The organism is Pseudobacter ginsenosidimutans (assembly GCF_007970185.1).
Classification (GTDB): Bacteria; Bacteroidota; Bacteroidia; order Chitinophagales; family Chitinophagaceae; genus Pseudobacter; species Pseudobacter ginsenosidimutans.
In genome coordinates, this window is the sequence record NZ_CP042431.1 from 7,531,977 (window position 1) to 7,545,906 (window position 13,930).

The window sequence follows — 13,930 nt, forward strand, 5'->3', positions numbered from 1 at the left end:
ACCATTAAAATTGTCTACCCCTGTTAAGGAATAACGAATTTAATATTTTCACTAACTGTATTCCGGGCGTCCGTTCTAGCGGGCTCCGGGCGGACAGTACTGCTTCAGGAAGTTGGTATACATCGTTGCCAGGTGCATGAATGTGCCCTCTCCTTCCGCAAGGCTATGCGTGCGGTTGGGATAGCTCATCAACTGGAATTGTTTATTGTGTTTCACCAGCTCATTGATCAGCATTTCGGCATTGTTGTAATGCACATTGTCGTCAGCAGTGCCGTGGATGTACAGCAGGTGCCCTTTCAGGTTCTTTGCATAAGTGAGCGGTGAACCGGCCAGGTAATCCTGTTTATTCTCTTCAGGCAGGCCCATATATCTTTCTTCATAGATATTGTCATACGTATGCAGGTTGGAAATAGCCGCCACAGAGATGCCTGTTTTGTAGATATCCGGATACTGGAACATCAGGTTGAGGGTGGCTGAACCACCGCCACTCCAGCCCCATACTGCTACGCGACTGGTATCAATGAAATTCCATTTCAACACTTCGCGGGCTGCTGCGGCCTGGTCGCTGATATTCAGTTGTCCGATTTTGCGGTAAAGGGATTTTCTCCATTCGCGTCCTTTCGGAACAGGAGTGCCGCGGTTATCGATGGAGATATAGATATAGCCATCACTGGTCATATCACCGGCATAGAGGAAGTTGCGGCCTACGCCCCACTGGTCTTTCACGTTCTGTCCCCACGGTTCAGTATAAACGTAGAATACAACGGGGTATTTTTTATTGGCATCGAAGTTCTGCGGCTTCACCATCCAGCCATCCATTTCAACGCCTTCGGCAATTTTCAGTTTGAAGAACTCGAGTTTGGATTTGCTTTTATCGGCCTTTGCCATATTGCTTTCGATCTTCGAAGTTCCATCCACAGGTTTATGGTCCTGCAGTGTGATCATTTCGGAAGTACCGGGTGTGTAGTAATTGGAGAACCCGTGAACAGCGTACCTCGCATTGGGACTCACATCGTAGGAATGCATGCCCTGCTGGCTTGCGGGTGAAAGTCTTTCAGCAGTACCCTTTCCATCGATGGCAATGCGATACAGGTATTTCTGCGTGCCGTTATCGGGAGAAGCCATGAAATAAACGTAGCCTCCTTTTTCATCGATACAAACAATATCCATCACATCGTAGTTGCCTGCTGTGATGAGGGTTTCTTTTCCATCGCGGCTTACCCTGTAGAGATGGCGCCAGCCGTCCTTTTCAGAAGGCCAGATGAATTCCTTTCCGTTATTGATCCAGTCCCATCCACCCCAGATATAGTCTTCATCCCAGAGCTGGATCACATCTATCCAGGCGGCATCCTTTTCATTATAGATGCTTTTGGAAACGCCGGTCCTGGTATCGCAGAGCAGGATATTGCTTTCATTTTGCCTGCGATTCATATGCTGCATGATCAGTTCATTGTTGCCGGCCCATTCCAGGCGGGTAACATAGCTTTGCAGTACTTTATCGTTGGGCACTTTCATCCAGCTGGTTTTGGCGGAAGCAATATCCACCACACCGATCTTAAATGGAGAAGGCGCATCGCCTGCAATGGGATATTCCACAGGCACAGCCACCGGATAGATAGAATCGGTATTGTTGATCATCAGGTAGTCCTTCGTGTTCTTGGCATCGATCTGCCAGAAAGCGATCTGACGGCTATCTGGGCTCCACCTGAAACCATCGCGACAGAAGAACTCTTCTTCATACACCCAGTCGAAAGTTCCGTTGATCAGTTTGCGGCTGCCATCTGTTGTAAGCTTTTTGATGGCTCCGGTGGCGAGGTCTTCCACATAGATATTGAATTCGCTTACATATGCCACTTTCTTTCCGTCCGGGGAGAATTTTGCGAACATGAGGCTCGAAGCGGGACGGCCCTTGCCGATCTGTTTGAGGCTGGCGGCTTTCTTATCGTACACCCAATAATTACCTTTTGTATTCAGCCTCCATACCTTACGTGTATCGGTAAAGAGCAGGATCTTCTGATCATCCTCTGAGAAACTGAAGCTGGCAACATCCAGCACATTCTTTTGATTGGCCGGCGTGAGCTGCGTCTTGCTCATCACTACCACGGAAGGACTCTGGGGCGCTATCTGAACGATACCCTGCTTTTGGTCCAGCTCATAGTAGCTGTTCCCGTCCTTTGCCCATTGCAGTTCCTGGGCCATGATGGCATTCATACTCAAAACGCCAACAGCTAAAACTATCAGACTTTTAAAGGTTCTTTTCATATGCATTACCGGCAAAATTTTAGGGCTGGAAATTAAGACAAAAACCATCAGGCCATTAAAAAGAATGATAAATGGGAATAAAGAAGGCCTCCTGCCGGTGCAGGAGGCCCGATACTTTGGAGGTTTAGTTCCAGGTATTAGCTACTAACTTCGAGCCGGTTTGGTGCGTTTCCGGTCGCACCAAAGGCGTAGTTAAGGATACAAAGGAAATCAAATATGTGATGCCGCATCACTAGCTGTTTGCAGGTGTAAGGATTGAATGGATAACTGTGCAGAAAACAGTCATATCCGCTAAATTGAAAAGCTGACCGGAACAGATCATCTTTCGATCCCCATTATTTCATAATTTCGTGTCCGATTCAAGAGGGGGTGCCTTTCAGGCTGAGAATATACCCTTTGAAGAAAACTGCCCAACTGTTTTCTTCATCCACCTGATCCGGGTAATGCCGGCGTAGGGAAAAAACACAAACTATGAACATACAAGAATGGATCCGTCTGCTCTGGCAGCAGATCGGAGAAACGCCGCTGTTGCAATGGATTGCCGTATCACTGGGCGTTGCTGAAGTATTACTGGCCCGCGCCAATAAGATCTGGCTCTATCCTGCCGGCATCGGGGCCACCACACTTTCCGTTTTCATCCTCTTCGAAGCGGGGCTCTATGCGGAATGCCTCCTCAACGGATATTATATCGTAATGAGCATTTATGGCTGGTGGTATTGGGTGAAGAAAAAAGATAAGCCAGCCGTGAAAGTGAGCTTCAGTAATTCGCAGGACTGGCTTACTGTGCTGCTGATTGCAGGGATCGGTTTTGCAGGATTGTATTTGTGCCTGCGGTACTTTACACCCAGTACTGTTCCCGTGGCCGATGCTTTTGTGAGCGCTACTGCCTGGGCAGGCATGTGGTTACTCGCCCGTAGAAAAGTGGAAAACTGGATATTGCTGAATATCTCCAATGCAGTGGCAGTCCCTCTCCTCTTCCATAAACAATTGCCACTGTATGCAGGGCTTACGATATTTTTGTTCGTCATTGCCGTACAGGGATATTTCAAATGGCGGAAAACAGCCAGACAAAATGAGAAAGAAGATAATTTCCTGATGCCATCAATCGAGTGAGTATGAATATTCCATTTTCTGAGTTGATTGCAACGGAAGCAGCAGAAATGATCCGCAATACTGCTGCAGCATCCGAACAGTTCAATCAACTGCATCCTGCACAGCTGGAGCTGATCTACCGCAACAACTGGTTCAATCTCTTTGTACCGAAAGCCAGTGGTGGACTTGAATTATCATTTCCGGAAGCACTGCAACTGGAAGAAGCCCTGGCCTGGGTGGATGGCAGTTTCGGCTGGACCATCACGTTATGCAGTGGCGCCAATTTCTTCATCGGCTTCCTGGAGCCGGCCATTGCTGGTGAATTATTCAGCAATCCCAAAGTTTGTTTCGCCGGCAGCGGCGCAGCAACGGGAACAGCCGAGCTGAAAGCCGATGGCTACCATATCGCCGGTCACTGGAAATATGCAACCGGCGCTCCACACGCCACTGTTTTCACCTGCGTGTGTAATCTGAAAGAGAATGGAGCGATATTGAAAGATGGGAATGGCATTGCCGCCGCAGCCGCTTTCTGGTTATATCCATCCGAGGTAAAACTGCAACAGGACTGGAACATGATGGGCATGCGCGCCACAGCCAGCCTCAGTTTTGAAGCAGGCCCGCTGATCGTTCCCACCAATCGCAGGTTTGAAATCGATCCCGCCTATGCTGTGTTATCACAAGCAGTTTATCGTTTTCCATTTTTACAATTCGCGGAAGCCACCCTCTGTGCAAACTTCTCAGGCATGGCCATGCGATTCCTGGAATTATATTTCCATCATGCGGCAGAGCCTGACAAAGCCGCTCTCAAACTGCAACAGGAATTGATGCAGGCCAGGGATATTTTTTATGAGAAGATCAACAGCAGCTGGACCAGCCTTCTTCAGCAATCACATATTCCTGATGGCCTGCTAACGGAGATCAGTAAGTGTAGTCGTGAATTGTATGCCGTTTGTGGTAAACTGATGCAGGTATTGTATCCGGCAATGGGTATGCATGCAGCAGAAAGCAATACGGAAGCGAACAGGATCTGGCGAAATTTTTACACAGCCAGTCAGCATAAATTGTTGCGGGAGATCTGAGTTATCAATTTGTTAGAAGTCCCGAATTGTACATTAGTTGCCCGCTAATTGGGGATTAGTTGCCTGTTGGTTGTACTCAGAGGTATGCGGAGGCTATGAAGGGGCTATGCGGGACAGTAGTCCGATAGTATGATCCTACCGGGTAAAAAAGGCCTGATAGTTCTGGGATAGTATTAAGACAGTACTGAGACGGTAATCAAACGCGCACAAGTGAAAAAGGGCCGACCTTTCAGGTCAGCCCTATAATATCTGAAGCAAAATGCTATTAATCTTCAACTTTTGCTTTTCCTTTCACCTTCGCGATCACTTCTTCAGCGATGTTGTTAGGTGCAGGAGAGTAGTGAGAGAACTCCATGGTAGAAGTAGCACGGCCGGAGCTCAGTGAACGTAACTGTGTTACGTAACCGAACATTTCAGACAGGGGAACTTTTGCCTTGATCACCTGTGCACCAGCACGGCTGTCCATACCTTCGAGCATGCCACGACGACGGTTCAGGTCACCGGTAACATCACCCATGTACTGATCAGGAGTGATCACTTCCACTTTCATGATAGGCTCCAGGAGAACGGGCTGTGCTTTACGGGCTGCCTCACGGAAACCTGCTTTTGCACAAAGCTCGAAGCTCATTGAGTCAGAGTCAACCGCGTGGAAGCTACCGTCGAATACACGAACCTTCATGTTCTCAACAGGGTAGTTTGCCAGAACACCTGTACCCATAGAAGCCTGGAAGCCTTTCTGGATAGCTGGAACGAACTCACGGGGGATAGATCCACCGAAGATATCGTTCACGAATTGGAAATGTTCTCCGTCGTTTGCTTTCAGCCATTCTTCATCGGCAGGACCGAATTCGAAGATGATGTCGGCAAACTTACCACGACCACCAGACTGCTTCTTCAGCACCTCACGGTGTTCGATGGATTTGCGGAACGCTTCTTTATAAGCAACCTGGGGAGCACCCTGGTTTACTTCTACTTTGAACTCACGACGCATACGGTCGATGATGATCTCCAGGTGCAGCTCACCCATACCACGGAGGATGGTTTGACCGGTATCTTCATCAGTATTTACGCGGAGTGTAGGATCTTCTTCCACCAGTTTGGCGATAGCCATACCCATTTTGTCAACGTCAGCCTGAGTTTTAGGCTCAACCGCGATCGCGATCACAGGCTCAGGGATGAACATGTTCTCGAGAACGATCGGATGGTTTTCGTCGCAAAGGGTATCACCGGTTTTGATCTCCTTGAAACCAACAGCCGCACCGATATCACCTGCTTCGATGAAGTCGATAGGGTTTTGCTTGTTGGCAAACATCTTCATGATACGGCTGATACGCTCGTTCTTGCCAGAACGCATGTTCTTAACATAAGAACCGGCATCGAGGTGGCCGCTATAACACCTGAAGAACGCGAGACGACCTACGAAAGGATCGGTCATGATCTTAAAGGCCAGTGCAGCGAAAGGAGCTTTAGGATCAGCTTTACGCGTTTCCTCTTCACCGGTATCAGGGTTGATACCTTTGGTGTCTTCGATATCCACAGGAGAAGGCAGGTAGCGGCAAACGGCATCCAGTGCAGTTTGTACACCTTTGTTCTTGAATGAAGAACCACACATCATCGGAACGATGCTGAGGTCGATGGTAGCCTTGCGGATAGCCTCGTGTACTTCAGCTTCAGTGATGCTGTTGGGATCATCGAAGAATTTCTCCATCAGTTTATCGTCATACTCTGCAACAGCCTCGATCAGCTGGGCTCTCCAGAGTTCTGCTTCTTCCTTCATGTCGTCAGGAACAGGAATGGTAGTGAAGGTCATACCTTCAGTAGCCATATCCCAGATAACACCTTTCATGGTGATCAGGTCAACCACGCCTTTGAAATCGTCTTCTGCACCGATAGGGAGCTGAAGAGGAACGGCTTTGGCTCCGAGCATTTCCTTCACTTGTTTTACCACGTTCAGGAAGTCTGCACCGGAACGGTCCATCTTGTTCACGAAACCGATACGGGGAACCTTGTAACGGTTAGCCTGACGCCATACAGTCTCAGACTGAGGCTCAACACCGTCAACGGCAGAGAACAGCGCGATCAGACCATCCAGTACGCGCATGGAACGTTCAACCTCTACGGTGAAGTCCACGTGGCCCGGAGTATCGATGATATTGAAGTAGTATTTCTTGGTGTTTGCATCAGCCTTACCGTTAACGGTAGGGAATTGCCACTGGCAGCTAACAGCAGCAGAAGTAATGGTAATACCCCTCTCCTTTTCCTGTTCCATCCAGTCAGTGGTAGCGCCACCGTCGTGTACTTCACCAATCTTGTGGATCATACCGGTATACCTCAGGATACGCTCTGTGGTAGTGGTTTTGCCGGCATCGATGTGAGCCGCAATACCAAAATTTCTTTGTAGTCTTAAGTCTGCCATGACTTGTTTTTGTTTGCTTTTTAATGTGAACAGGGAACAATGCTCCCTGAAATTTGGTGCGCAAAGGTAATCAAAATACCCGGAAAAATACGTGTGGCAGCCGCAAAATTTATGTGGCCAGCGGGCAGTCACAAATATTTAACTTTAAGAACAGCGCCGCCTGAATCATGAGAAAATTCTACCTGCTGCTCGCCTTATCCGGATGGCTGCCTGCCGCAACCGCCCAGGAACCAGGCCCTGTCCCCTCAGGCAGGTTCAGTCCGGCCACTGTCAAAAATTCAACTGACAATCAACCCACTATATGGTGGATCTTTTGCAAAGATACTTCCCTCCTCAGGAAACAGCTCATTAAAATCGGGCCCAATCCCATAACGAGACATGATCCCCGCACGGGCCTCACAGTCCTGAACGCCTCCTGGCGGGAACTGCTGCCCCTGGTCCGCAACGGCCTTATCCGCTATGCCGATCAGCCCCGCATTCCAAAGGAAGAACTCACCATCATAACCTTCGATGCCAGCGCCAATCAGCTCAATACCATCCACCACCTGCAGCCCTCCCTCGATGGCCGTAACCTCGTGCTCAGCCTCAAGGAGCGCAGGCCCGATACCGCCGATATCGATTTCCGCGGCCGCTTCCTCTCAACATCGCTTGCCGATGCAGGTACTTCCACACACGCCACTATCATGGGCACCATGGCCGCAGGTGCAGGCAACTCCCATATTACCGGCAAAGGAGCTGCCAGTGGTGCTACCATCAGCTCCGCCAGCTTCATCAATCTCCTTCCTGAAAAAGAGGAAGACTACCAGCGTTACAATATCAGCGTGCAAAACCATTCCTATGGCACAGCCATCGAGAATTATTACGGGGCCGATGCACTCGCCTATGATGCAAGCCTCATCGCCAATCCGGCGCTTGTACACGTTTTCAGTGCAGGCAATGAAGGACTGGCAACAGCTGAAAGCGGCGCCTACGCCAATATTCCCGGCTTCGCCAATCTCACCGGCAGTTTCAAGATGGCGAAGAACATCATTACCGTTGGCGCTATCGATTCTTTCTACAATATCGCTCCCCTGAGCTCACGGGGACCCGCATACGACGGAAGACTGAAACCCGAGCTCATGGCATATGGACAGGATGGAAGCTCCGGTTCCGCGGCTATCGTTTCCGGCATTGCATTGCTGCTGCAGCAATGCTTCCGGCTCAACCGGGGCAACAATGACCTTCCCCTGCCTCTCTGGTAAAAGCCATTCTCATCAACAGCGCTGATGATCTGTGGAACGAAGGGCCGGATTACGCTTCAGGTTATGGCAATGCCAATGCCGCCAATGCCGTACTAACGATGCACAACAACCGATTTTTCACCGGCGCTGTGCAGAACAGTGAAACCATCATTTACGATCTGAACATCGGGCCTGGCATCAGTCGATTCAAGGCCACCCTCTGCTGGACCGATCCGCCTGCTGATCCCGGCGATAACAAAGCACTTCTGCATGACCTCGATCTGCAATTGAAACATACCGGATCAGGCGCTGTTGTTTATCCCTGGGTGCTTTCACAGGCTGCGCATGCAGATTCTTTGAGCAAGCCTGCGCATCGCAGTATCGATACGATCAACAACACAGAACAGGTTTCACTTAACTTTCCTGAGCCCGGACAATACCAGTTGATCATCAAAGGCAGCAGGGTCAGCGGATCGCAGGATTTTTCCATCGCCTGGCAGGCAGACACAGCAGACAGGTTTCATTGGTATGCGCCTGCCGGTTCCGATCCATTGAGAGGAGGTGCAGCCTATGTTGTACGCTGGGCATCCACTTTTGCTGAAAGCAATGGCATACTTGAATATTCAACAGATGGAGATAATTGGCAGATGATCGCGCATGTGGATCTCGCAAAAAGATGTTACCGCTGGGCAGTACCGGACATTAATTCACTTGTTCGATTGCGCATTACCGTTGGATCGAAAATTATTCAGTCGGATGAATTCATCGTCAGCTCCCGCATTACGGGGTTCACCGGATTCAATTGCACAGATAGTTTCCTGGTCGGCTGGAACAAATCTCCCGGCGTTCCGCAATATTCACTGTTTACGCTGGGAAACGATGACCAGTACCTTCGTTCTGTAATCTCTACCACAGCCGGCACTCACGCTGTTTTCAAAAAGGACCGGCAGCCCTCACTGCTCTATGCCATCGCGCCGGTGATCGGAGGAAAGACCGGGCAAAAAAGTTTCACTTTCGATTATACCACACAGGGAGTAGGCTGTTATATCAAAAACTTTCTCGCTTTCTTACAGGAAACAGACCGGGCCTCTATCACAGCTGAGCTGGGTTCCTTGTATCAGGTAAAACAACTCGTACTGGAAAAGCTGGGATCAGGATCTGCGCGATCATTACAGACTATTGATTTCCCATCCGTCAATTCATATCAATGGGAAGATGACCAGCTCTTACAGGGAGAGAACAATTACCGGCTCAGGATCGAACTGGCAACCGGACAATTCATCTACAGTGAACCTGAGAAAATACTGGTAGTGAAGGATGGCAACTATCTCGTTTGGCCCAACCCTGTTGCCACCAACAGCGGCGTATGGGTACATGCAAAGGATTTCAGTGAAGCCGTTATCGGGTTGTACAACGCACATGGGCAACTGCTGAAACAACAGGCCCTGGTGAATTTTCCGCAATGGCTGCCGGTAGCGGGTTTGAAGAGCGGTTTGTATTACGTGATCATCAGGAAGGAAGGTAAAACGGTTGGCAGGTCATCGGTACTGGTCAAATAATATCCTGCACGCTAAATAAAATTGAGAGCATTGTCGATTCCTTGGTTATTTTTGGCCCCAAAGAACAGAACCCGATGAACCATTCCACCCGCTTTTCGATCCTCATTCCCACCTGGAACAACCTGGCCTATCTCAGGTGCTGTGTTGAAAGTATCAGGAAGAATTCCATCATTCCCCACGAGATCATTGTTCACGTGAATGATGGCAGCGATGGCACACTGGAGTGGGTGAAACAACAACCCGACATCAAATTCAATCACAGCGATACCAATATCGGCATCTGCCTGGCGATGAACCTGGCCAGGCCATTGGCAACAGCAGATTATATCCTGTACATCAACGATGATATGTACACCTGCCCCGGCTGGGATACAGAACTGATGAAGGAGATCCAGCAGATCGGGCATAAGAACTTCCTGCTCTCAGGCACATTGATTGAGCCCGACAGCCATAATGTATGCACCATCAGCAAAGACTACGGAAAAGATATCAGCAGCTTCCGCGAAGAAGAATTGCTGCGCACTTTCAAAGACCTGCCGATGAAAGACTGGCAGGGCACAACCTGGCCTCCGAATATCATGCACAAGGACCTCTGGGACATGATCGGTGGCTACAGCATCGAGTTCTCCCCCGGCTTTTACTCCGATCCGGACCTCTGTATGAAACTATGGTTACTCGGTGTAAGGATCTTCAAAGGAGTAGCGGCCAGTCGCGTGTATCATTTCGGAACAAAATCCACAGGCCGTGTAGTAGCGAATAATGGTTACCGTACGTTCCTGCGCAAATGGGGGATCACACCTAGCACCTTCACTGAATATTATCTGAAAAGAGGAAAGGCATACGATGGCCTGTTGACCGAACCACAGATACCGGGCAAAGTCAAATTCAAGAATTTCATCAAGAAACTGGGACAGCTTTCCTGAGCTGGCACAATCTGTTTACTTCAACCTGTAATAAAAATGGGATTGCGCAGTATCTACAATGATCTCCAGCGTATCATTTGATCTGATCTTCCAGCCAAAATCATTTACATATCCATCCATGTAGAAATGGATACTGTCCTGCGTGGCCTTGTACAGGAATCCATCATCATTGTTGGGATAATAGAGCGAGTCTTTACTGAGACGAAAACTCATATGCGATTCTCCGGTCATAGCCCAGGTCCTATCAACGGGCGGATGGCGAGTGATTCAGCGGATTGTCCGCTGGAATCGTCAATGGGTGCGATGGTAGCGGAATCGTGTTTGGCTCGTGATTCCGTGCCATTGGCTCCCTGTTCATGACAGGCGAGTACCACGATAGTGAGCAGTAACAGATGGGCAAGTGTTCTGATCATAAGGTGCAGGCATTACGGTATAAACAAAAAGCCCCCACCTGGGTGAGGGCTCAGTTATATGGATCAAAGTGACATTAAACTTTGAAGTGAGAGAAGGCTTTGTTTGCCTCAGCCATACGGTGAGTGTCTTCTTTCTTTTTGAAAGCAGCGCCTTCACCTTTAGCGGCAGCAACGATCTCATTAGCCAGCTTCTCAGCCATGCTACGACCGTTCCTCTCGCGGCTGTAGCGGATCAGCCATTTGATGCTGAGGGAGATCTTCCTGTCCGGGCGAACCTCGGTAGGAATCTGGAAGGTAGCACCACCGATACGACGGCTGCGAACTTCAACAGCTGGTGTAACGTTGCTCAACGCCTTTTTCCAAATTTCATAACCGTTTTCATTGGTTGTCTTTGACACGCGATCCATCGCATCATAGAAAATGGTGAAGGCAGTGTTCTTCTTACCTTCCCACATCAGGTTGTTCACGAAGCGCGTAACCAGAGCGTCATTATATTTAGAATCAGGCGCCGGGGCGATCTTCTTGGCTTTTGTCTTCCTCATTTATGAATTATTTATAAATGCGTACTGTTTGATTATTTTTTAGCTTTTTCCTTTTTAGTACCGTATTTAGAACGGCTCTTCTTTCTGTCCTTCACACCGGCAGTATCCAGGCTACCACGTACGATGTGGTAACGAACACCTGGCAGGTCCTTCACACGACCACCCCTTACCAGCACGATTGAGTGCTCCTGCAGGTTGTGACCTTCACCCGGAATATAAGCGATCACCTCTACTTTGTTTGTCAGACGCACTTTGGCAACCTTACGCAAAGCGGAGTTAGGCTTCTTCGGAGTAGTTGTATAAACACGGGTACATACGCCGCGACGGAATGGTGAGGAATCCAGAGCTCTTGATTTGCTCTTTGCCTTGATGATCTCTCTTCCTTTTCTTACCAGTTGTTGAATTGTAGGCATTCTAAACCTTTTGATTTTTGGGACGGCAAAGGTAACCCCCTACCTGTTATTTACCAAATTTTGAAAATCTAATTTGTGAAATATTTTAACTGAGCGTTTTTTTCACTGTAAATGAGCCGTTTACACTTTGAATAACCATCCATGATTATCAGCGGCCCTACCCTCCCGGATATCGGTCAGCCTTCTCTTCATTTCAGGAGCGGCCTTCCACTCTTCCACATTGAAGGTCATTACAAAGTCCTTGTATTTCAGCTCACGGATCGGTGTGATAGTAGCCGCAGTACCTGTTCCAAACACTTCCTGCAACTGCCCCTTCTTGTACAGCCCGATCATTTCCTCGATACTCACCTCACGCTCCTCTACCTTATACCCCATCTCCTTCATGATGGTGATGGCGCTGGACCTGGTTACACCATTCAGGATAGTGCCCTGCTCCAGGTCAGGAGTCAGTACAGTATTGCCGGTAACGAAGAATACATTCATGGTTCCAATCTCCTGCGCATATTTATGCTCGGCCGAATCGGTCCACAACACCTGGTCATACCCTTGTTTGCGGGCCTCTGCTGTCACCAGCATGCTGGCGCCATAGTTGCCTGCCGCCTTTACAAAGCCGATTCCACCGGGAGCGGCACGTGTATAGGTCTCTTCAACATAGATCCTTGCAGGTGTGCTATAGTAAGGCCCTGTGGGGCTCAGGATGATCATGAACTTGTAGGTCTCTGAGGCTTTCACACCAATCACTTCATCAGTCGAGAACATGAAAGGACGGATATACAACGAATGATCGGCATAATCAGGGATCCATTTCTTATCGAGGCTGATCAGCTGGCGCATGCCTTCGATGAAGATCTCTTCAGGAACCTCAGGCATCTGCATGCGTTTTGCGCTGATATTGAAACGGCTCCAGTTATCATATGGACGGAAGATAAATGCCTCACCTGCAGCATTCCTGTACGCCTTGATACCTTCGAAAATAGCCTGTCCGTAATGGATGGCAGCGAGAGACGGAGCCACAGAAAGGTTCTGATAAGGCTTGATCTCTACATTCGTCCACTCACCATTGATATAATCCGCTACCAGCATATGGTCAGTAAAGAGCTTTCCGAAGGGGATATTCTCCAGGGGCGTGTCATTCAACTTGCTACGTTCAGTTTTTGTAACAGGAATGCTATAGGCATCAATCATAATTCCTTTTGTTTTTAGAACCACAAAGAAACGAAGAAAGTAGGTGGCTGCAAAATGAAGGCGATTAAATTACTAACAAATGTTAGCACATCAGCCTTTCACCATCTCCCCGCATCTGATCATATAAAAATTGAACTGCTCCGCAATAAAAATCCTAATTTGGAAAAAATTAACCCGGCCAAAAAACTGATCCGCATGCCCATCACACTGCTTCACCATCCCCTGCTGCATTCCTTTTGAACAATTATCAGACATATACGGACCAACAACTGCTGGATTCCCTCAAACTCAATGAGGAAAAGGCTTTCACAGCAATTTACAACAGGTATTGGGAACAGTTGTACCGCTCGGCATACAGGAAGCTGACTGACAAGGCCGCAGCAAAGGAGATCGTGCACGATGTGCTCATCGATATCTGGAAAAGAAGGGAATCACTTTCAGTGAACCATCTTCCTGCCTATCTTGAAAAAGCCATCCGCTTCCGCGTGATCAATTATATCAACAGGAATAAGTCTTCTCATTTCCTGGATGTTTTTCAAACCATTCTCTACTCTCCTTTCGAAGCAGACAGCCAGGTGAACATGCAGGAATTCCTCAAACTCCTCGATGCCTGGATTGCAGCGCTCCCGGAGAAACGCCGGCAGATCTTCGTCAAATATTATTTCGAAAACCTTTCCGCCAGGGAGATCGCATCGGAATTGGACATATCCGCCAAAACCGTTCAGAACAATCTCAGCATTACCACGCAACAACTGAAAGCATGGCTGACACAACTGATGGTGATCATGATGGTTGTTTCCGGTTCTTCCCATTTCAAAGCCTGAAA

At 48.7% G+C, this 13,930-nt stretch carries 13 protein-coding genes; 6 read left to right on the plus strand and 7 right to left on the minus strand.

The genetic code is table 11. The features are described from left to right. Positions 1–75 precede the first annotated feature (75 nt). Positions 76–2,262 carry a S9 family peptidase gene (locus FSB84_RS29595; protein WP_207234342.1) on the minus strand — a complete coding sequence of 729 codons (2,187 nt, stop codon included), beginning with the start codon at positions 2,260–2,262 and terminating at the stop codon, positions 76–78. Positions 2,263–2,733: 471 nt separating this feature from the next. On the opposite strand from FSB84_RS29595, the gene pnuC reads away from it, so the two are divergent. Together pnuC and FSB84_RS29605 are read left to right on the plus strand one after the other, a co-directional pair. Beyond that, positions 2,734–3,375 carry a nicotinamide riboside transporter PnuC gene (pnuC, locus tag FSB84_RS29600; RefSeq protein ID WP_130544054.1) on the plus strand — a complete coding sequence of 214 codons (642 nt, stop codon included), beginning with the start codon at positions 2,734–2,736 and terminating at the stop codon, positions 3,373–3,375. A 2-nt stretch (positions 3,376–3,377) separates the two neighbouring features. After that, entirely contained in the window at positions 3,378–4,433 is a 1,056-nt protein-coding gene (locus tag FSB84_RS29605; protein ID WP_130544055.1) for an acyl-CoA dehydrogenase family protein, read from the plus strand. 265 nt (positions 4,434–4,698) lie between these two features. Here FSB84_RS29605 and fusA read toward each other — a convergent pair whose 3' ends face one another. Then, the gene (fusA, locus tag FSB84_RS29610) at positions 4,699–6,849 is read right to left on the minus strand and encodes an elongation factor G (RefSeq protein WP_130544056.1); all 2,151 of its coding nucleotides are present in this window, start codon (positions 6,847–6,849) and stop codon (positions 4,699–4,701) included. 167 nt (positions 6,850–7,016) lie between these two features. Between fusA and FSB84_RS29615 the strand changes: the two genes are divergently transcribed. The 3 genes from FSB84_RS29615 to FSB84_RS29625 all read left to right on the plus strand — a co-directional run bounded on the left by FSB84_RS29615 (position 7,017) and on the right by FSB84_RS29625 (position 10,551). After that, the gene (locus FSB84_RS29615; protein WP_147122432.1) at positions 7,017–8,090 is read left to right on the plus strand and encodes a S8 family serine peptidase; all 1,074 of its coding nucleotides are present in this window, start codon (positions 7,017–7,019) and stop codon (positions 8,088–8,090) included. A 98-nt stretch (positions 8,091–8,188) separates the two neighbouring features. After that, a complete protein-coding gene (locus tag FSB84_RS29620; protein WP_147122434.1) occupies positions 8,189–9,628 on the plus strand; it encodes a T9SS type A sorting domain-containing protein in 1,440 nt (479 codons plus the stop codon). 74 nt (positions 9,629–9,702) lie between these two features. Continuing rightward, a complete protein-coding gene (locus tag FSB84_RS29625; protein ID WP_130544058.1) occupies positions 9,703–10,551 on the plus strand; it encodes a glycosyltransferase family 2 protein in 849 nt (282 codons plus the stop codon). Positions 10,552–10,566: 15 nt separating this feature from the next. Here the strand turns inward: FSB84_RS29625 and FSB84_RS29630 are convergent, their stop codons facing one another. The 5 genes from FSB84_RS29630 to FSB84_RS29650 all read right to left on the minus strand — a co-directional run bounded on the left by FSB84_RS29630 (position 10,567) and on the right by FSB84_RS29650 (position 13,104). Beyond that, complete coding sequence (locus FSB84_RS29630) at positions 10,567–10,764, minus strand: hypothetical protein (protein ID WP_147122436.1); 198 nt, start codon at positions 10,762–10,764, stop codon at positions 10,567–10,569. Positions 10,765–10,778: 14 nt separating this feature from the next. After that, positions 10,779–10,964, minus strand: a complete 186-nt coding sequence (locus FSB84_RS29635) for a hypothetical protein (protein ID WP_147122438.1) — start codon at positions 10,962–10,964, stop codon at positions 10,779–10,781. Positions 10,965–11,038: 74 nt separating this feature from the next. Further along, positions 11,039–11,506, minus strand: a complete 468-nt coding sequence (rpsG, locus tag FSB84_RS29640; RefSeq protein WP_127132331.1) for a 30S ribosomal protein S7 — start codon at positions 11,504–11,506, stop codon at positions 11,039–11,041. A 32-nt stretch (positions 11,507–11,538) separates the two neighbouring features. Then, a complete protein-coding gene (gene rpsL, locus FSB84_RS29645) occupies positions 11,539–11,919 on the minus strand; it encodes a 30S ribosomal protein S12 (RefSeq protein ID WP_130544060.1) in 381 nt (126 codons plus the stop codon). 120 nt (positions 11,920–12,039) lie between these two features. Further along, complete coding sequence (locus FSB84_RS29650; protein WP_130544061.1) at positions 12,040–13,104, minus strand: branched-chain amino acid aminotransferase; 1,065 nt, start codon at positions 13,102–13,104, stop codon at positions 12,040–12,042. A gap of 236 nt (positions 13,105–13,340) precedes the next feature. Between FSB84_RS29650 and FSB84_RS29655 the strand changes: the two genes are divergently transcribed. Next, the gene (locus FSB84_RS29655; protein ID WP_130544062.1) at positions 13,341–13,928 is read left to right on the plus strand and encodes an RNA polymerase sigma factor; all 588 of its coding nucleotides are present in this window, start codon (positions 13,341–13,343) and stop codon (positions 13,926–13,928) included. Positions 13,929–13,930 lie beyond the last annotated feature (2 nt).

Coding starts and splice junctions, on each gene's coding strand:
- FSB84_RS29595 (WP_207234342.1), bottom strand. CDS start 2,262: ATGAAAAGAACCTTTAAAAGTCTGATAGTTTTAGCTGTTGGCGTTTTG.
- pnuC (WP_130544054.1), top strand. CDS start 2,734: ATGAACATACAAGAATGGATCCGTCTGCTCTGGCAGCAGATCGGAGAA.
- FSB84_RS29605 (WP_130544055.1), top strand. CDS start 3,378: ATGAATATTCCATTTTCTGAGTTGATTGCAACGGAAGCAGCAGAAATG.
- fusA (WP_130544056.1), bottom strand. CDS start 6,849: ATGGCAGACTTAAGACTACAAAGAAATTTTGGTATTGCGGCTCACATC.
- FSB84_RS29615 (WP_147122432.1), top strand. CDS start 7,017: ATGAGAAAATTCTACCTGCTGCTCGCCTTATCCGGATGGCTGCCTGCC.
- FSB84_RS29620 (WP_147122434.1), top strand. CDS start 8,189: ATGCACAACAACCGATTTTTCACCGGCGCTGTGCAGAACAGTGAAACC.
- FSB84_RS29625 (WP_130544058.1), top strand. CDS start 9,703: ATGAACCATTCCACCCGCTTTTCGATCCTCATTCCCACCTGGAACAAC.
- FSB84_RS29630 (WP_147122436.1), bottom strand. CDS start 10,764: ATGAGTTTTCGTCTCAGTAAAGACTCGCTCTATTATCCCAACAATGAT.
- FSB84_RS29635 (WP_147122438.1), bottom strand. CDS start 10,964: ATGATCAGAACACTTGCCCATCTGTTACTGCTCACTATCGTGGTACTC.
- rpsG (WP_127132331.1), bottom strand. CDS start 11,506: ATGAGGAAGACAAAAGCCAAGAAGATCGCCCCGGCGCCTGATTCTAAA.
- rpsL (WP_130544060.1), bottom strand. CDS start 11,919: ATGCCTACAATTCAACAACTGGTAAGAAAAGGAAGAGAGATCATCAAG.
- FSB84_RS29650 (WP_130544061.1), bottom strand. CDS start 13,104: ATGATTGATGCCTATAGCATTCCTGTTACAAAAACTGAACGTAGCAAG.